17 protein-coding genes and 1 pseudogene are annotated in these 17,170 nt (G+C 66.3%); 11 read left to right on the top strand and 7 right to left on the bottom strand.

The features are described from left to right. The first annotated feature begins 31 nt into the window (after nucleotides 1-31). A complete protein-coding gene (locus ACNFBT_RS21100; protein WP_416752691.1) occupies nucleotides 32-763 on the top strand; it encodes a dienelactone hydrolase family protein in 732 nt (243 codons plus the stop codon). Between the two features lie 73 nt (nucleotides 764-836). Here the strand turns inward: ACNFBT_RS21100 and ACNFBT_RS21095 are convergent, their stop codons facing one another. Both ACNFBT_RS21095 and ACNFBT_RS21090 read right to left on the bottom strand, forming a co-directional pair. Continuing rightward, nucleotides 837-2,096: a sugar MFS transporter gene (locus ACNFBT_RS21095; protein WP_416752690.1), complete on the bottom strand. Its 1,260-nt coding sequence runs from the start codon at nucleotides 2,094-2,096 to the stop codon at nucleotides 837-839. A 32-nt stretch (nucleotides 2,097-2,128) separates the two neighbouring features. Further along, entirely contained in the window at nucleotides 2,129-2,995 is an 867-nt protein-coding gene (locus ACNFBT_RS21090) for a pirin family protein (RefSeq protein WP_416752927.1), read from the bottom strand. Between the two features lie 138 nt (nucleotides 2,996-3,133). On the opposite strand from ACNFBT_RS21090, the gene ACNFBT_RS21085 reads away from it, so the two are divergent. From ACNFBT_RS21085 to ACNFBT_RS21075, 3 genes are all read left to right on the top strand, one after another. Then, the gene (locus ACNFBT_RS21085; protein ID WP_416752689.1) at nucleotides 3,134-3,607 is read left to right on the top strand and encodes a DUF3859 domain-containing protein; all 474 of its coding nucleotides are present in this window, start codon (nucleotides 3,134-3,136) and stop codon (nucleotides 3,605-3,607) included. Nucleotides 3,608-3,915: 308 nt separating this feature from the next. Continuing rightward, nucleotides 3,916-5,877, top strand: coding sequence for a DUF1302 domain-containing protein (locus ACNFBT_RS21080; protein ID WP_416752688.1), 1,962 nt, complete (start codon nucleotides 3,916-3,918; stop codon nucleotides 5,875-5,877). Nucleotides 5,878-5,890: 13 nt separating this feature from the next. Then, nucleotides 5,891-7,261, top strand: a complete 1,371-nt coding sequence (locus ACNFBT_RS21075) for a DUF1329 domain-containing protein (RefSeq protein WP_416752687.1) — start codon at nucleotides 5,891-5,893, stop codon at nucleotides 7,259-7,261. A 111-nt stretch (nucleotides 7,262-7,372) separates the two neighbouring features. On the opposite strand, the gene queD is transcribed toward ACNFBT_RS21075, so the two are convergent. Both queD and norR read right to left on the bottom strand, forming a co-directional pair. Beyond that, nucleotides 7,373-7,729: a 6-carboxytetrahydropterin synthase QueD gene (gene queD, locus ACNFBT_RS21070; protein WP_275611404.1), complete on the bottom strand. Its 357-nt coding sequence runs from the start codon at nucleotides 7,727-7,729 to the stop codon at nucleotides 7,373-7,375. A gap of 106 nt (nucleotides 7,730-7,835) precedes the next feature. After that, entirely contained in the window at nucleotides 7,836-9,392 is a 1,557-nt protein-coding gene (gene norR, locus ACNFBT_RS21065) for a nitric oxide reductase transcriptional regulator NorR (protein ID WP_416752686.1), read from the bottom strand. Nucleotides 9,393-9,562: 170 nt separating this feature from the next. On the opposite strand from norR, the gene hmpA reads away from it, so the two are divergent. Genes hmpA through ACNFBT_RS21050 form a run of 3 tightly spaced genes read left to right on the top strand, consistent with a single transcriptional unit; the run spans nucleotide 9,563 to nucleotide 12,230 of the window. Continuing rightward, entirely contained in the window at nucleotides 9,563-10,744 is a 1,182-nt protein-coding gene (gene hmpA / locus ACNFBT_RS21060) for an NO-inducible flavohemoprotein (RefSeq protein WP_416752685.1), read from the top strand. A gap of 51 nt (nucleotides 10,745-10,795) precedes the next feature. Beyond that, a complete protein-coding gene (locus ACNFBT_RS21055; RefSeq protein WP_416752684.1) occupies nucleotides 10,796-11,053 on the top strand; it encodes a transmembrane sensor/regulator PpyR in 258 nt (85 codons plus the stop codon). Next, nucleotides 11,040-12,230, top strand: coding sequence for an NnrS family protein (locus ACNFBT_RS21050; protein ID WP_416752683.1), 1,191 nt, complete (start codon nucleotides 11,040-11,042; stop codon nucleotides 12,228-12,230). The genes ACNFBT_RS21055 and ACNFBT_RS21050 overlap by 14 nt, the downstream gene beginning before the upstream one ends. Before the next feature lie 60 nt (nucleotides 12,231-12,290). On the opposite strand, the gene ACNFBT_RS21045 is transcribed toward ACNFBT_RS21050, so the two are convergent. Continuing rightward, the gene (locus ACNFBT_RS21045; RefSeq protein ID WP_416752682.1) at nucleotides 12,291-12,656 is read right to left on the bottom strand and encodes a DUF5329 domain-containing protein; all 366 of its coding nucleotides are present in this window, start codon (nucleotides 12,654-12,656) and stop codon (nucleotides 12,291-12,293) included. Nucleotides 12,657-12,690: 34 nt separating this feature from the next. Further along, nucleotides 12,691-13,773: a patatin-like phospholipase family protein gene (locus ACNFBT_RS21040; RefSeq protein WP_416752679.1), complete on the bottom strand. Its 1,083-nt coding sequence runs from the start codon at nucleotides 13,771-13,773 to the stop codon at nucleotides 12,691-12,693. A 151-nt stretch (nucleotides 13,774-13,924) separates the two neighbouring features. On the opposite strand from ACNFBT_RS21040, the gene ACNFBT_RS21035 reads away from it, so the two are divergent. Genes ACNFBT_RS21035 through ACNFBT_RS21020 form a run of 4 tightly spaced genes read left to right on the top strand, consistent with a single transcriptional unit; the run spans nucleotide 13,925 to nucleotide 16,543 of the window. Then, nucleotides 13,925-14,233, top strand: a complete 309-nt coding sequence (locus ACNFBT_RS21035; RefSeq protein ID WP_416752677.1) for a PepSY domain-containing protein — start codon at nucleotides 13,925-13,927, stop codon at nucleotides 14,231-14,233. Beyond that, nucleotides 14,233-14,547, top strand: coding sequence for a PepSY domain-containing protein (locus tag ACNFBT_RS21030; protein WP_416752675.1), 315 nt, complete (start codon nucleotides 14,233-14,235; stop codon nucleotides 14,545-14,547). The genes ACNFBT_RS21035 and ACNFBT_RS21030 overlap by 1 nt, the downstream gene beginning before the upstream one ends. Further along, complete coding sequence (locus tag ACNFBT_RS21025) at nucleotides 14,547-15,227, top strand: response regulator transcription factor (protein ID WP_416752673.1); 681 nt, start codon at nucleotides 14,547-14,549, stop codon at nucleotides 15,225-15,227. Before ACNFBT_RS21030 ends, ACNFBT_RS21025 begins: the two co-directional genes overlap by 1 nt. Beyond that, nucleotides 15,224-16,543, top strand: coding sequence for a sensor histidine kinase (locus ACNFBT_RS21020; protein WP_416752671.1), 1,320 nt, complete (start codon nucleotides 15,224-15,226; stop codon nucleotides 16,541-16,543). Before ACNFBT_RS21025 ends, ACNFBT_RS21020 begins: the two co-directional genes overlap by 4 nt. A gap of 392 nt (nucleotides 16,544-16,935) precedes the next feature. On the opposite strand, the pseudogene ACNFBT_RS21015 reads toward ACNFBT_RS21020, so the two are convergent. Next, nucleotides 16,936-17,170 (bottom strand): annotated as a pseudogene (locus tag ACNFBT_RS21015) (chemotaxis protein); the annotation flags it as partial.

The raw sequence follows: 17,170 nt of genomic DNA, 5'->3' as shown, positions 1-17,170 counted from the left end.
CGCTACTCTTCTTCAACAAGGGGATACCCCAATGAGTCAGATCAGCGTGCAGCCCGTCGCCTACAGCGTCGACGGCCAGTCATTCGAAGGTCAGCTGGTGTTCGATGCCGCCAGCTCGGCGGCGCGTCCGGGGCTGCTGATGGCGCCGAACTGGATGGGCGTCAGCCAGGGTGCGCTGGACGTCGCCCGCCAGGTCGCCGAGCGTGGCTATGTGGTGCTGGTGGCCGACCTCTACGGCAAGGCCGTACGGCCCAACGGCGCGGAGCAGGCGGGCGCCGCCATGATGCCGCTGAAGAACGACCGCGCGCTGCTGCGCAAGCGCATGCAGGCCTCGCTCAAGGCGCTGCTGGACCAGGCCGGCAAGGCCCCGTTGGATAGCGCGAAGGTGGCCACCTTCGGCTTCTGCTTCGGCGGCTGTTGCGCCCTGGAGCTGGCCCGTGACGGCGCAGCCCTGGCGGCGGCGGTGTCTTTCCACGGCACCCTCGATACGCCGAACCCGGCCGATGCGAAGAACATCAAGGGCTCGGTCCTGGTGCTCGACGGTGCCATCGATCCGCTGGTGCCGCGCGAGCAACTGGGCGCCTTTGCCAAGGAGATGACCGACGCCGGCGTCGACTGGGCGCTGACCAGCTACGGTGGCGCCGCGCATTCCTTCACCGATCCACATGCCCAGGTGCCGGGCACCATGCAGTACGACGCCAAGGTGTCGCGCCGCGCGTTCGCCGCGATGTTCGATCTGCTGGATGAGCGCTTCGGCGGCTGAAATTCCCAGGTGAACGAAAACGCCGCGCCCCCCTTGGAGGCGCGGCGTTTTTTCTTGCTCTTCGTAGAATCGCTCAGGGCGCGTTGGCCGTGCGCTGCGTAGCGCGCTCATCGGCGCGGTAGCCCTTGGCGCCGAACCAGACGATGTACAGGTAGCACAGCAGCGGAATGGCGAAGGAATGCAGCAGGCCGATGCGGTCGGCGAAGAAGGCCTGCACCAGTGGCATCACGGCGCCGCCGACGATGGCCATGCAGAGCAGGCCGGAGCCCTTGCTGGTGAGGTTGCCCAGGCCCTCCAGGGCGAGGGAGAAGATGGTCGGGAACATGATCGAGTTGAACAGCCCGATCAGGATCAGCGACCACATCGCCACATGCCCGCCAACGCTCAGCGCCACGGCGATCAGCAGGGTGATCACCAGGGCGTTGAAGGCCAGCATGCGGTTGGCCGGAATCGTGCGCATCAGGACGCTGCCGACGAAGCGGCCGACCATGGCGCCGCCCCAGTAGAACGACAGGTACTTGCCGGCATGTTCGGCGGGCAGCCCGGCGATGTCCGGCTGGCCCATCAGGCTCACCAGGTAGCTGCCGATGGAGACCTCGGCGCCGACGTAGGCGAAGATCGCGATCACCCCGAAGATCAGGTGGCGATGGGCGAGCAGCGAGTGCTTGCCCGCCGCGGCGCCGTCGCTGGGCTCGCCGTGATGGATCTTCGGCAGGCGGAACAGTGCGATCAGCAGGGCGATGGCGAACAGCAGGCCGGCCAGCACCAGGTAGGGCGTCTTCACCGAATCGGCTTCGCTGGCGGCGGAGCTGCCGATCTGCGAGGCGGCGCCGGCACCGATGGCGAGGATGGTCACCGAGCCCACCAGCGGGCCGACCGTGGTGCCGAGGGAGTTGAACGCCTGGGTGAGGTTCAGCCGGCTGGCGGCGGTGGCCGCCGGCCCGAGTACGTTCACGTAGGGGTTGGCCGCGACCTGCAGCAGGGTGATGCCCGAGGCCAGGATGAACAGCGCGGCGAGGAAGAACGGGTAGGACTGCGCGCCCGCTGCCGGATAGAACAGCAGGCAGCCGACTCCTGCAGTGGCCAGGCCGACGATGATCCCGCTCTTGTAGCCGACCTTTTCCACCAGCCGCCCGGATGGGAAGGACATGATGAAGTAGGCGCCGAAGAAGCAGAACTGGATCAGCGAGGCCTCCACGTAGGACAGGGTGAACACCGCCTTGAGGTGCGGCACGAGGATGTCGTTCAGCGAGGTGATCAGCCCCCACATGAAGAACAGCAGGGTCAGCACGGTCAGGGCGCTGGTGTGGGGGTTGGCGTGCGATTGGTCCATCGCGGACTCCTTGGGCCGGGGAGAGGGTGCGCTCAGCGCGGCAGTTCGATGCGTTCCCGTTCGCCCGGCACGGTCGGCCAGTCGCGGGCAGACCAGCGGGCGCGGGCGCTGTCGATCAGCGCCGGGTCGCTGGCGACGAAGTTCCAGTTCATCCGCCGCGGTCCATCCAGCGGCGCACCGCCGATGATCACCGCACGGCAGTCGGTGCAGGCGGAGAGGGTGAAGGTGACGCCTTCGGGCAGCACCAGCAGCCCGTGCAGCGGCAGCGGCTCGTCGTCGAGCAGGGCCTCGCCCTCGATCAGGTACAGCGCGCGTTGCGGGTGTTCGTCGGGAATCGCCAGGGTGGCGCCGGCGCTGAGTGTCAGCTCGGCATAAAGGGTCGGCGAGAGCACCGGGACGGGCGATTCGAGGCAGAAGCCCTGGCCTGCGATCATGCGGATGCGCACGCCCAGGGCGTCGCTTTCCGGCAGGCTGGCGGCAGGGTGGTGGCTGTAGCTGGGCTCGCAGCCTTCCTGCTCGCGCGGCAACGCCAGCCAGACCTGCAGGCCGTGCAGGCGCGAGCCGTCGTGGCGCAGCGTCTGCGGCGTGCGTTCGACGTGGGCGACGCCGCGCCCGGCAGTCATCCAGCTGACGTCACCGGGCAGCACGAGCTGGTCGGAGCCAAGGCTGTCCTTGTGCTGCACCTGGCCCTCGAACAGGTAGGTGAGGGTGGACAGGCCGATATGCGGGTGCTGCCGGATGTCCATGCCGTGCTCAGGGGCGAAGGTGGCCTCGAGCATATGGTCGAAGAACACGAAGGGGCCGACGCTGCGGCATTGCGCGGACGGCAGCGGGCGGAGGATGGGAACGCCTTCGACGTCTTCGGCGCGCGGGCGGATGCTCAGCAGGGAGTCGCTCATGGAGGTTTCCAGCAGGTCTGATCTGGGCATGATAGACGCTCGCTGCCCGCCCGACCCGATTCGGGTCAGTACGCTGTCTGTCATCAGCCTGTCACGCCGATGTCATAGCCTCGCGCGGTCCCCAACAAGGAGCGCGACATGTCCATTTCCCGCCTGCCAGCGGCCCTGGCCCTCACCCTGGTTTCCGCCTTCGCGTCCTCGGCCTTTGCCGAAGTGCGTGTCACCGGCCCGGTCGAGTACGGCGTCTTCGTCAGCAACTACAAGGATTACCAGCCGGGCGAGCGCGTGCTGACCAGCAGCCAGGAGCAGCTCGAGTCCACGACCCGCGTACCGGCCAAGCTGGGCACCAAGTTCGGCCTGCGCTACCAGCTCAGCGGCAAGCAGGAAGGCGATGCTCCGCTGACCCTGATCTACTTCACCCCCGGCGTGGTCACTCCGGACGGCCAGCACCACGACAAGTTCGAGGTGGTGCAGAAGCTGGTGGTCGGTGCGCCGACCGACGTGATGGCCTACCAGTTCACCGAGAACCACGAGGTGGTGCAGGGGCAATGGCGCTTCATGGTGTTCCAGGGTGATCGCCTGCTGGCGGAAAAGACCTTCACCGTCGAGTAAGTCACGTTGTGTGAAAAAGCCCGGCTATAGGCCGGGCTTTTCTTTGCGTACGAAAAAGAGCGGATTGCATCCTTCGGATTGGCAGGCGGGACACAGTTTGTTACTTTGCCTGCACGATAGTGCCAACTCAGTGCGTGCAGCCAGAATCGACAGGGGTACCGTGAGCGACCGCAAGCGCTCCAGCAGGCGAATTACTGCGTGGTGGTCCGGCAGGAGCCGGGCGATCAGCAGCCGAGAGACGAATAAAAACAGCACCGGTTGCAACGACTGGGCAATAAATCTTGGCCGTCAAGGAGGTAATGCTGTCTATGAACAGTCAGTTGGGGGGACGTTCGTCCATTTTCTGGGCGCCCCGGCGCGCGGGCGCGGTGATGGGGCTCTTGCCGCTGCTGGTCGCGGGCTCGGCGCAGGCGCTGGAGTTCAAGCTGGCCGACAACGAGATCACCGGCTCCCTGGACAGCACCCTGTCCTACGGCGCGATGTGGCGCGTGCAGGGCCGCGACAAGAGCAACATCTCGGACATCAACGCCGACGACGGCAACCGTAACTTCGATACCGGGCTGGTCTCCCAGGTGTTCAAACTCACCTCGGACCTGTCGGCCAAATACCAGAACTACGGCCTGTTCATGCGTGGCACCGCGTATTACGACACGCAGATCATGGACAAGCGCAACGACTACTACGACACCACCGACGGCGTGGTGCGGCCCAGCCAGTCCTATCCCCAGGACGATCACTTCACCGAAGACACCCGGCACATCGCCGGCCGCAAGGCCGAGCTGCTGGACGCCTACCTGTCCGGCAGCTGGGACGTCGCCGAACACCCGCTCACCGGTCGCGTCGGCCGACAGGTGCTGAACTGGGGCGAGGGCGTGTTCTACCGGGGCGGGGTGAACACCATCAACCCGGTGGACGCTGCGCGCTTCCACCTGCCGGGCTCGGAGCTCAAGGAAGTGCTGGTGCCGGTGGAGGCGCTGAGCTTCAACTTCGGCCTGACCGACGATCTGTCGATGGAGACCTTCTACCAGTGGAAGTGGAAGGAAACCCGGCTGGACTCGGTGGGCACCTACTTCTCCGATACCGACCTGTTCAGCGACGGCGGCAACACCGCCTACACCACCGAGGACAACCCGCTGATCAAGGAGCTGCTGGCCGGCTACCCGACCGTGGCTTCCCTTGGCCTGCTGGGCAATGGCCCGCACGGCCCCAATGCCTTCCTCGACCCGAACACCGGGACCTTCAAGGTCGCCAACGTCGGCAAGGACATCGATGCCCGTGACGACGGCCAGTTCGGCGTGGCCTTCCGCTACATCGCCGAAGAGCTGAACTCCACCGAGTTCGGCTTCTACTTCGTCAACTACCACTCCAAGGAGCCGCAGATCGCCGTCGACCTGCGCAACTACCAGGGTGTCGATGTCGCCGCGCTGAACTCGCTGCTCGGCCCGCTGGGCCTGGGCGAGGCGGTGCCGGGCCTGTCGACGCTGGACATGGCCAGCAACGCCGAGGCGCGCCGCGACTACGTCGAAGACATCCGCATGTACGGCTTCAGCTTCAACACCACCCTGGGCGACGCCTCGGTGTCCGGTGAGATCGCCTACCGGCCGAACATGCCGATCAGCATCTCCGCCACCGATGACCTGCTCGGCGACCTCTTGACCCAGGGCGTGCTCGGCCGGACCAACCTGTTCGACGCCGGCGTCCCCGCCAACCAGGCCTGTGCGCCGGTGGCCGGCAAGCAGCTGTGCCGTGGCAGCCTGTTCGAGAACTACGAGCGGGCCGAGACCTACAACGTCTCGCTGTCGACTATCTACAACCTCGGCCCGCACCTGTCCTTCGACTCCATGACCGGCGTGGCCGAACTGGCCTCCGAGCACATCCGCGGCAGCAGCCTCAAGTACACCGCCTGGGACGGCAGTGAACGCAAGTTCGTCGGCGCCCAGGACAAGGCCTATGTCGGCGGCAACGGCGACGACGTGCAGATCGACCGCGACAGTTACGGCTACACCCTGCTGCTGACCGGCAGCTGGAACGATGTCTACGCTGGGGTGAAGCTCTCGCCCTACGTTGTCTACCAGGAGGATTTCAGCGGCAACTCCGACCGTACCGGCAACTTCATCGAGGGGCGCAAGGCCTACACCCTCGGCATCGACGCCAGCTACCTGAACACCTTCGAAGTCGGCACCCAGTACACCAGCTATTACGGCGCCGGCTCCAGCAACTCCATGCGTGATCGGGACAACGTCTCGGTCACGGCGAAATACTCGTTCTGATCCGGAGAGAACCATGTACAAGAAGAGTTCCCTGATCGTCCTTGCGACCCTGGTGGCACTCGCCGTGACCGATGCGCGCGCAGCGGTTTCGGCTGACCAGGCGGCCAAACTCAAGAGCAGCCTCACCCCGATGGGTGCGGAGAAAGCCGGCAACGCCGCGGGCACCATCCCCGCCTGGACGGGCGGCCTGACCTCCGCGCCGGCCGGCTACAAGGGGCCGGGCGCGCACCACGTCGATCCCTTCGCCGGGGAGAAGCCGCAGTTCGTCATCACCAAGGCCAACCTGGACCAGTACAAGGCCAACCTGACAGCGGGGCAGATCGCGCTGTTCAACGCCTATCCGGACAGCTTCCAGATGCCGGTCTACCCGAGCCACCGCACCGGCTCGGCGCCGCAGTGGATCTACGACAACATCTTCAAGAACGCCACCAGCGCCAAACTGGTGGAGGGCGGCAACGGCTTCTCCGATGCCTATGGCGGCGTGCCGTTCCCCATCCCGCAGAGCGGCGTGGAAGCGGTGTGGAACCACATCGCCCGCTACCGCGGCACCTACATCGTGCGCCGCTCTTCCCAGGCCGGCGTGCAGCGCAATGGCGCCTACTCGCTGGTGACTTCCCAGGACGAGGCGCTGTTCCGCTTCTACGATCCCAAGGGCAGCTACGACAAGCTCGGCAACACGCTGTTCTACTACATGACCTTCACCACCGCCCCGGCGCGCCTGGCCGGTAACGGCGCGCTGGTGCAGGAGACTCTCGACCAGGTCAAGGAGCCGCGTCAGGCCTGGGGCTACAACCCCGGTCAGCGCCGCGTGCGTCGCGCACCGACCCTGGCCTACGACACCCCGATCGAAGACTCCGATGGCCTGCGCACCGCCGACGACACCGACATGTACAACGGCGCGCCGGACCGCTACGACTGGACCCTGGTGGGCAAGAAGGAAATCTACATTCCCTACAACAACTACCAGGTGACCAGCCCGGAGGTTAAGTACAAGGACCTGCTCACCCCCGGCCACATCAATCCCAAGTACACCCGCTACGAACTGCACCGCGTCTGGGTGGTGGACGGCAAGCTCAAGCCTGGCGCGCGGCACATCTACTCGCGCCGCACCCTCTACCTCGACGAGGACAGCTGGGGCGCCGCCGTGGTGGACCAGTATGATGGCCGTGGCGAGCTGTGGCGCGTGTCCCAGGCCTACCTGAAGAGCTTCTACGAGCAGCCGATGGTGTGGACAGCACTGGACACCTTCCACGACCTCCAGGCCCATCGCTACAGCATCCAGTGGCTGGACAACGAGGAGCCCGGCACCGCCGACTTCAGCCAGGCGGCCCCGGACGACTCCAACTTCAGCCCCTCGGCATTGCGCCGCAAGGCCTCGCGCTGAGACCGCAAACGACAAAGGCCCCGAAAGGGGCCTTTGTTTTTTGGCTATCGCACGGGCATCGGATCCCGTAGGAGCGGACTCTGTCCGCGATCAGCGGTCGTAGGCGCTGGATCAGTCCCCGCGATACTCGCAACCACTGGTGCAGGTCTCGTGTACCCGCACCTTGGACAGCTCCGGCAGCAGCGGTTTGAGCTGTTGCCAGATCCAGCGGCATAGGTTCTCGCTGGTGGGGTTTTCCAGCCCCGGAATCTCGTTCAGGTAGTTGTGATCGAGCTGGTCGTAGATCGGTTTGAAGATCTGCTTGATCTCGGCGAAGTCGCGAATCCAGCCGGTATACGGGTCGACCTCACCCTCGATGTAGATGGCGGCCCGGAAGGAGTGGCCATGCAGGCGGCCGCACTGGTGTCCGGCAGGTACGTGGGGCAGGCGATGGGCGGCTTCGAAGGTGAACTCTTTGAACAATTCCACGGTGGTGCGCTCTAGGACATCGCCGGCCCGGAGACGGGCCGGCCGGAAAATGGGCACTTAGTCTATCACCAACGCGTGAGCCGGGCCGGACGTTCCGGCCAGTGGCTCACCTGATCGCCAGTCGCTTTGCCAGGCGATTGAGGTTGGCGCGATCCAGCCCCAGCTCGCGGGCAACCGCCGCCCAGTTGCCGTCATGGCGTTCCAGGCTGTGGCTGATCATGCGGCGCTGGAAGGCGTCGACCGCCGGGCGCAGTTCGCCCTCCGGGCCGGCCTCAGGGGCGCTGTCCGCGACGGCGGCAACGCCGGGGGGCGGCTGTTTCTGCTGTTCCAGCCCGAGGTCGTCCAGGCCGAGGCTGAGGATGCGCGAGCGCTGCGGATGGTTTGCCAGCGCCTTGAGCGAGGCGCGCCCGATCAGGTGTTCCAGCTCGCGCACGTTGCCCGGCCAGCCGTAGTCGAGCAGGGCGGCCTGGGCCTCGCGGGTCAGGCGCAGGCTGCGCAGGCCCAGGCGCGGGCGGTTCTCTTCGAGGAAGTAGCCGGCCAGCAGCAGCACGTCGTTGCTGCGCTCGCGCAACGGCGGCACCCGCAGTGGGTAGACGCTCAGGCGGTGATAGAGGTCGGCGCGGAAACGCCCGGCGCGTACCTCCTCGGCGAGGTCGCGGTTGGTGGCGGCGATCAGGCGCACGTCGACGTGGTGCTCGCGGTCCGAGCCCACCCGCTGTAGTTGTCCGCTCTGCAGCACGCGCAGCAGCTTGGCCTGGATCGCCAGCGGCAGCTCGCCGACCTCGTCGAGGAACAGCGTGCCGCCATCGGCCAGTTCGAACTTGCCGCGTCGCTCGCCCACTGCGCCGGAGAAGGCGCCGCGTACGTGGCCGAACAGTTCGCTTTCCACCAGGGTTTCCGGCAGTGCCGCGCAGTTCAGGCTGACCAGTGGCTGCCCGCGACGCAGGGAGTTGGCGTGGATTGATTGCGCCACTAGCTCCTTGCCCACGCCGGTCTCGCCGGTGATCAGCACGCTCAGGTCGCTGCCGGCCACCAACTGGATTTCGTTCATCAGTGCCTGGTGCGCCTTGCTCTGACCGATCAGCTCCCGCGGCTGGTCGCCGGAGGCGCGCTGGTAGGCATCGGCGCGCTGTTGCTCGTGCTCGGCGCGCAGGGCGAGGTCGAGCATGCGCTGGCTGGCCTTCACCGTGGCGGCGGCGAGGCTGGCGAAGGCTTCCAGATTGTCCAGGTCGCCCGTGGAGAAGCGTTCCGGGTCGAGGGCGTCGAGGGTCAGCAAGCCCCAGGGCTGCTCGTCGAGGAACAGCGGGCAGCCCAGACAGTCGTGCACTTCCAGATGGCCATGCAGGCCTTCCACCAGGCCATCGTACGGGTCCGGCAGGCCGCAGTCGGCGGCGAAGCGGGTCGGGCCGGGGTGTTCGAGGAGGACGCGCAGGCGCGGGTGCTCATTGATCTTGAAGCGGCGGCCGAGGGTGTCGGGGCTGAGCCCGTCCACCGCCAGCGGCACCAGTTGGTCGCCTTCCAGGCGCAACAGGGCGGTGGCATCGCAGGGCAGCAATTGGCGTAGCGCTTCCAGCAGGCGTCGATAGCGTTCGCTGTCGGGCAGCTCGCGGGAGAGGTCGGCCACGAGCGGGAGCAGGGTGGCCAGCAACGGGTTTCGGGTCATTTTGACCTCATTGGAGTCATTATGACTTATGAAGGTGGTGGTCATTATGACTCACTAATTTCCAAAGGTCGCGGAAATACTGGGCTGCAGGGTTGGCACGCTTTCTGAAATACCTCTGGCAGAAAGCACAGGCAGACCACTCTCTACCTGGCCAACCCGAGGAGATACCGATGCTGTCCAACGAACACCGTACCCTGGTCAAGGCGACCGTCCCTCTGCTGGAGACTGGCGGCGAGGCGCTGACCCAGCACTTCTACAAGATGATGCTGAGCGAATACCCCGAGGTGCGCCCGTTGTTCAACCAGGCGCACCAGGCGTCCGGCGACCAGCCACGCGCCCTGGCCAACGGTGTCCTGATGTATGCCCGCCACATCGACGAGCTGGAACAGCTCGGTCCGCTGGTGGCGAAGATCGTCAACAAGCATGCCGCGCTGCAGATCCTGCCGGAGCACTACCCGATCGTCGGCAGCTGCCTGCTGCGCGCGATCCGCGAAGTGCTCGGTGAGGAAATCGCCACCCAGGCGGTGATCGATGCCTGGGCCGCCGCCTATGGCCAACTGGCTGACATCCTCATCGGCGCCGAGGAATCGGTGTACCAGCAGAACGCCGAGCAGCCCGGCGGCTGGCGTGGAGCGCGGCGCTTCCGTATTGCCCGCAAGGAAGTCGAGAGCGAGGAGATCACCTCCTTCTACTTCCAGCCGGTGGATGGTGGCGAGCTGCTGGACTTCCAGCCCGGCCAGTACATCGGCCTGCGCCTGGAACTGGACGGTGAGGAACTGCGCCGGACCTATTCGCTCTCCGATGCGCCCAACGGCCGCGAGTACCGCATCAGCGTGAAGCGCGAGGCGGAGGGCAAGGTCTCCAACCACCTGCACGACGAGATGAAGGTGGGTGACGAGATCGACCTGTTCCCGCCGGCCGGCGATTTCTTCCTGCGCGACGGCGACAAGCCGCTGGCGCTGATCACCGCCGGCGTGGGCATCACTCCGGCGCTGGCGATGCTCAAGCAGGCCCTGGACAGCGGTCGTGAGGTGCATTTCATCCACTGCGCCCGTCATGGCGGCGTGCATGCTTTCCGCGACTTGATCGAGGCGCAATCCGAGGCCCATCCGCACCTGCTGCACTACTTCTGCTACAGCGAACCGCGCGAGCAGGACGAGATGCACGCCGAAGGCTTCCTCAGTCGCGACCTGCTGGGGCAGTGGCTGCCGGCCGACCGTGACCTGGACGCCTACTTCCTCGGGCCCAAGCCCTTCATGGCCCAGGTGAAGCGTCATCTGCGCGAGCTCGGCGTGCCCGAGCAGCAAACCCACTACGAGTTCTTCGGCCCGGCCAGCGTGCTGGAGGCCTGAAGCTGAGACACCCGGCCCGCTCGCGGGCCGGTTCAACCGAGGAGGTGTGTGATGGAAAGTCTTTTCGCTTGCCCCAGACGGAACCTGGTGATGTCGTCGAGTTTGCTCGGCAGCGGGTTTGCGCTGTTGCTGGTGGGCATCACCGGAGCTTACGTCGTCGATGCCGGGCTCTCGCTGCCGGCAATCGTCGCGTCCCACGCGCTCACCATCCTCGGTCCTACATCGCTGAAGCTGGGCTATGTGCTGCGGCTCATCGCCCAGCATCAGATGCGCAAGGAAGGCTGGGAGGCATGCTGTGTTGCTGGTTGATCGAAAGGCCCTGTTGACCATTCCGGCGCTGTGGCGCCTGGGTTTCCGCCCGTTCTTCCTCGGCGGCGCGTTGTTCGCGCTGGTCGGTATCGCTGCCTGGGCGGCGGTGCTGCTAGGTGTACTGCCAGCCTGGGAGCCGCTGGGTGGCTGGCTGGCCTGGCACCGCCATGAAATGCTCTTCGGATTCGCCAGCGCCATCATCGCTGGCTTTCTGCTGACCGCTGTGCAGACCTGGACCGGCCGGCCCGGCGTCAGCGGACGCCCGCTGATGATCCTGGCGGCTATCTGGCTGGCGGCGCGGCTCGGCTGGCTCGGCGGCGCACCGCTGTGGCTGGTCGCGCCACTGGAGCTGGCATTCCTGCCGGCGCTGGCGTTCTTCGTCGGGCGCAGCCTGTGGCAGGTGAAGCAGGTGCGCAACTACCCGGTGATCGCCGTGCTGACGCTGCTCACGCTGGCCGATGCGCAGGTGATGCTGGGTCTCTGGAGCGGCCATGAGGATTGGCAGCGCGGCGGGGTACTGGCCGCGCTCTGGCTGGTGGCGGCGCTGATGGGGTTGATCGGCGGGCGGGTCATTCCTTTTTTCACCCAGCGTGGCCTGGGTCGTACCGCACAGGTGCCGGCCTGGCCCTGGCTGGACAATCTGCTGCTGGTCGGCACGATGCTGGTGGCCGTACTGACGGCGGCCGGCTTCGGCCTGGTGCCGCAGCCGCTGCTGGGCTTGCTGTTCACGGTGCTCGCCGTGGGCCACCTGATCCGCCTGTGGCGCTGGCGGGACAAGGGCATCTGGGGCGTACCGCTGCTGTGGTCGTTGCACCTGGCCTATCTGTGGATGATGGTGGCCCCGGCGGGCATGGCGGCGTGGAGCTTCGGTGCGCCGTTCGCGCCGAGCCTGCCGATTCACGCGTTGACGGTCGGGGGTGTGGGCGGCCTGATCCTGGCGATGATCGCCCGCGTCAGCCTTGGCCACACGGGGCGTGCGCTGCAACCGCCGAAGGTCATGGGCTGGGCGTTCGCGCTGCTGAACCTGGGGGGGCTGTGCCGGGTCGTGCTGGTGCTGTGGTTGCCGATGCAAGGCCTGAGCCTGGCGGCGGCCTGCTGGGTGGTGGCCTTCCTGCTGTTCGCCTGGCACTACGGGCCGATGTTCTGGCAGCCACGGGTGGATGGGCAGCCGGGATAGAACGGTTCGCGAGCAAGCTCGCGAACCTGGTGTAAGCCGGTCGTATCCGCCCGACGGAACTTATTGCGCCTGCCGCAGGCGCTTGAGCTCGGTGTTCAACCAGGTGGCGGTGTCCTGCTTGGCGCCCGAGCAACTGACCTGGTAGGGCTTGCCGCTCATGCTGCTCTTGCTGGCGGCGCGCTCGATGAAGTCTTCGGTGCTGCTCACCAGGTCCTTGTTCTCCAGGTAGTCGAGCTTCTTCTGCAGGTGTACGCGGGCCTCGCTGCCCGGGTACTCGCTGCCGTTGCGGATGAAGCGGCAGTCGCTGTGCTCGACGAAGTCCAGCAGCTGGGTGATTTCCCGTTGTGCCGTGGCATCGAGGGCGGCGTGCGCGCCGACGGAGGCCAGCATGAGAGCGGTGAGTAGGAGGGAAGGTAGAAGACGCATGGAGAGTTCCTTTCGAGTGCGCGGGTCGCGCCGATTATGTCAGCGGCAGCAGACGTTCACCCAGTCGGCCCGTGTCTACCAGTTCAAGGAACTCGTCGCCCATCCGCCGGCTTTCGTCCATCGCCTTGTGCCAGTAGCGCTCGCGGCCGGCGTCGTCGCCCAGGTAGCGGTGAAAGTCCTTGCGGTCCGGCAGCTTGCTGTGCGGCAGGCGCGCCAGGTACTCCTTCGACGGCGCGAGCAGTAGCACGTCCTGCAGGCGGTCGGCGTCGCCACGACGCCAGGGCAGGCCCTTGTCGAACCAGCCGGGGATCACCTTGTCGGTGAAGTGCGGGTAGAGCACTACTCCTTCGGGCAGGTAGGGCAGGTCGAGGTGATAGTCGAGCAGGCCGCCGTCACGGTAGGTGCCGGGGCCGGCGCCGGGAATGTCGCGCACGCCTTCCATCACCATCGGGATCGAGCCGGAGGCGAGCAGGGCGTGACGCAGGTTGGCCAGGTCCAGGTGCAGGTAGCGCGAGGGGAAATCCGACAACGGTTCCAGCGGTGGCGCACGGCGCGCGTCGTGGATGATCAGCCGTTCGAAGTGCCGGTGCAGGTGACGGCGGCCCACCAGGTTGTCGCGGATCACCGCGCCCAGCCCGAGGCCGAGGCTGGCTTTGCCATCCTGCGCGAGGCGGCCGTGGCTCTTCACCACTACCACGTTGAGGCGGTACCAGGGATTGTCGAGCACGCTGGCGTCACGGCCGTCGAGGAGGTCGTCGAGCATCTTCGCGCAACTTTTCGAGACGTCGGTGATGCTCGCGTTGCGGGCGAAGCGCTGCTGGGTATAGAGCTCACCGAGGCGGCGGATGCCTTCGGCCGGGTCTGGCAGGCAGGCGCTGGCGAAGCGCCAGGAGCCGATGGAGGCGCCGATCAGCGAGCGTTCGCGCGGCGCGCGTGGCAGCCATTCGCCGAACAGCGCCAGGTCCAGGCCCTGGATGCCCAGCGCCTTCGGGCCGCCGGCGGCGCCGGGCAGGATGCCGACATCGGCAGGGGCAAGACCCTGTTCGCGGATGCGCTTGAGGGCACGGGGGCCGGCCTTGAGGGTGAGGGCGGGGGTCTTGATCTGGATGGCGGTCATGCGGGGCCTCGCGGGTGCAGGCGGCGATTATAGAGCCTGCATGGGGGGAGCAAGGATAGTTCACGGGGTGAATGATCCTTGCCGATTCAGCTTGAATTAAGTCCCTCACCTTAGTCTGGGGAGACTGCCCATCCAGACGAGGTGTTTACCCATGAAACCGCTGATCCTCCTGACTGCCGCCACTGTGCTGCTGCTCGGGGTCGACGCGGCGATGGCCCACGACATCGGTCCTGACGAGGCGCTGCGCCTGCGCGATGCCGGCACCATCCGCGATTTCGAAGCCCTCAACCAGGCCGCCCTGGGCAAGCATCCGGGCGGATCGGTGTACGATAGCGAACTTGAACTGGAACATGGCCGCTACCGCTACAAGGTCGATATCAAGGACGCACAGGGCGTCAAATGGGATGTCGAACTCGATGCGGTGAACGGCGCAATCATCAAGGATCGCCAGGACGACTGATGAAGATCGATTTGCCGCGCGCAGCCCTGCTGGCCATCGCGCTTGCCCTGTCGGCCGGTGTTGCGCAGGCACACGACCTGAGCCAGGACGAGGCCCTGCGGTTGAGCCGCGAAGGGGTGATCCGCCCGTTCGAGGAAATCCTGCCCATCGCCCAGAGGCTCTATCCCGGCTCCAGGTTGCTGGAGGCGGAGCTGGAGAAGGAGCACGACACCTATATCTACGAGGTGGAACTGCTCACCGCCGAGGGCGTGGTGCGTGAACTGGACTTGGATGCCCGCGACGGCCGCATCCTCAAGGATAAGGAAGACGACTGATGCGCCTGTTGCTGGTGGAAGACCACGTCCCCCTGGCCGATGAGCTGCTGGCCACCCTGGCGCGACAGGGCTACGCCGTCGACTGGCTGGCCGACGGCCGCGACGCCGCCGTACAGGGGGCCAGCGAGCCCTATGACCTGATCATCCTCGACCTCGGCCTGCCGGGTCGTCCGGGGCTGGACGTACTGCGCGAATGGCGCGGCATGGGGCTGGCAACGCCGGTGCTGGTCCTCACCGCGCGGGGCTCCTGGGCCGAGCGCATCGACGGCCTGAAGGCCGGCGCCGACGACTACCTCACCAAGCCTTTCCATCCCGAAGAGCTGCTGCTGCGCATCCAGGCGCTGCTGCGCCGGGCCCGCGGGCTGGCCAACCAGAGTCAGCTGGAAGTGGCGGGGCTGACGCTGGACGAGGCGCGGCAGTGCGCACAGCAGGGTGGCAAGGATGTCGACCTGACCTCCGCCGAGTTCCGCCTGCTGCGCTATTTCATGCTGCACCCCGGCCAGCTGCTGTCGAAGTCCCACCTCGCCGAGCACCTCTATGACGGCGAGACCGAGCGCGATTCCAACGTCATCGAGGTGCACATCAATCACCTGCGCCGCAAGCTCGGCCGGGAGATCATCGAGACCCGCCGTGGCCAGGGCTACCGCTTCACCGGCACTGCCGGCGGAGCCGCCCGTTGATGTCGATCCAGCGCCGGCTCGGCATCGGGCTTGGCGTGGTGCTGGTGGTGGTCGGCCTGGTGCTGGCGCAGACCGGGCTGTGGCTGTTCGACCAGGGCCTGCGCCGCTATCTCGCCGATGGCCTGCAGGACGAGGCGGAAAGCCTGCTGGTGGGCATCATGCGTGGCCCGGCCGGCCTGCAGCTGGATGACCAGCGGGTGGACGCCGTTTATGAGCGGCTGTTCTCCGGGCGCTATTTCGTTGTCCGCTTCGATGACGTGACCTGGCGTTCCCGTTCGTTGTGGGACCGTGAGTTGGAACTGCCTGAGCGCAAGGGCCTGGTCCAGGCGCTGGAAAAAGGCCCGGAGGGGCAGCGTCTGCTGGTCTTTCGCGGCGACTACAAACGCTATGGCAAGCAGTTGAAGATTGTCGTGGCGCAGGATTACACGCCGATCCTCAAGAGCTTCAATCGCCTGCGCAATATCGGCCTGGGCGCCGGTGCTATGGCGTTGCTGCTGATCCTGATTTTCCAGGGCTTCACCGTCCGCCGCGCATTGCGCCCGCTGGAGCGCGTACGCCAGCAGATCGCGCAGCTGCAGGAAGGGCAGCGCAGCCAGCTGGACCGGCAGGTGCCGCAGGAGCTGGAACCGCTGGTGGACCAGGTCAACCACCTGCTGCAGCATACCGAAGACACCCTGCGCCGCTCGCGCAACGCGTTGGGCAATCTTGGCCATGCACTGAAGACTCCCCTGGCGGTGTTGATCAGCCTCGCTGATCGCGATGAGGTGCGCGAGCACCCGCAGTTGCGTCGCGTGCTGCAGGAGCAACTGGAGCAGATCGAACAGCGCCTGGCCCGCGAGCTGGGGCGCGCGCGACTGGTGGGTGAAGCATTGCCCGGCGCGCATTTCGACTGCGATGCCGAGCTGCCCAGTCTGTGCGAGATGCTCAGGCTGATCCACGGCGAACACCTGGGCATCGAATGGAAGGCGGCGCCCGGTCTGCGCTTGCCGTTCGACCGCGAGGACCTGCTGGAGATGCTCGGCAACCTGCTGGATAACGCCAGCAAGTGGGCGGATGCTCAAGTCCGGCTGACGGTGGAGAAGGGCGCCGATAGCTATCTGCTGAGCGTGGATGATGATGGTCCCGGAATTGCCGAGGACCAGCGTGAAAGTGTGCTGGAGCGCGGCACGCGGCTGGATGAGCAGGTCGCGGGGCATGGCCTGGGGTTGGGCATCGCGCGGGATATTGCGGCGGCTTGCGGTGGCAGCCTGAGGTTGGAAGGTAGCGAACTGGGCGGATTGCGGGTGGTGGTGGAGTTGCCGCGCCGCGCGGTGTGAGACGGCTTTCGTAGGAGCGGACTCCGTCCGCGATTGGGGTTTGTGCCGTGCGGTTCGTGAGCAAGGACTGGGCGTCCCCTCGGCCCTACGAATAGCGCGCCGGTGTTCCCCTGTAGGAGCGAGCTTGCTCGCGAACCTGATCCGGCACCGGTATTGCCGGCGGCTCGCGGACGGAGTCCGCTCCTACGGGATAGGTCTGTGCCCGGGTCAGACCTATCCCTAACCCTTTCCCAAGGGGAGAGGGGACTGTCCGGAGTACGCTGAAGGATCGGCGTTAACCTGATGACGATGGTGCAGGAAGAGCGACTAGCTTATCGCTGACCGTGGACTACCCCCTCTCCCTTCGGGAGAGGGCTGGGGTGAGGGGAAAGCCCGCGCACCGAGGCTAAGCGTCAAACCCGGAACTGATCCATCAACCCCTGCTGATGGTTGGCCAGCTTGTTCAGCGACTGACTCACCTGCGCCGACTCCTGCGCCTGACTGGACAGCGACTCGGTCACATCGCGAATCCCCGCTACGTTGCGGTTGATCTCCTCGGCCACCGCGCTCTGTTCCTCGGCGGCGCTGGCGATCTGCAGGTTCATGTCGGTGATCACACTGACCGCGTCACCGATGCGCTTCAGCGCG

It is taken from the genome of Pseudomonas sp. NY15181 (genome assembly GCF_048068055.1).
Classification (GTDB): domain Bacteria; phylum Pseudomonadota; class Gammaproteobacteria; order Pseudomonadales; family Pseudomonadaceae; genus Pseudomonas.
Note: the sequence above shows the minus strand (reverse complement) of the source record. Positions and strands in the feature narration are given on the sequence as shown.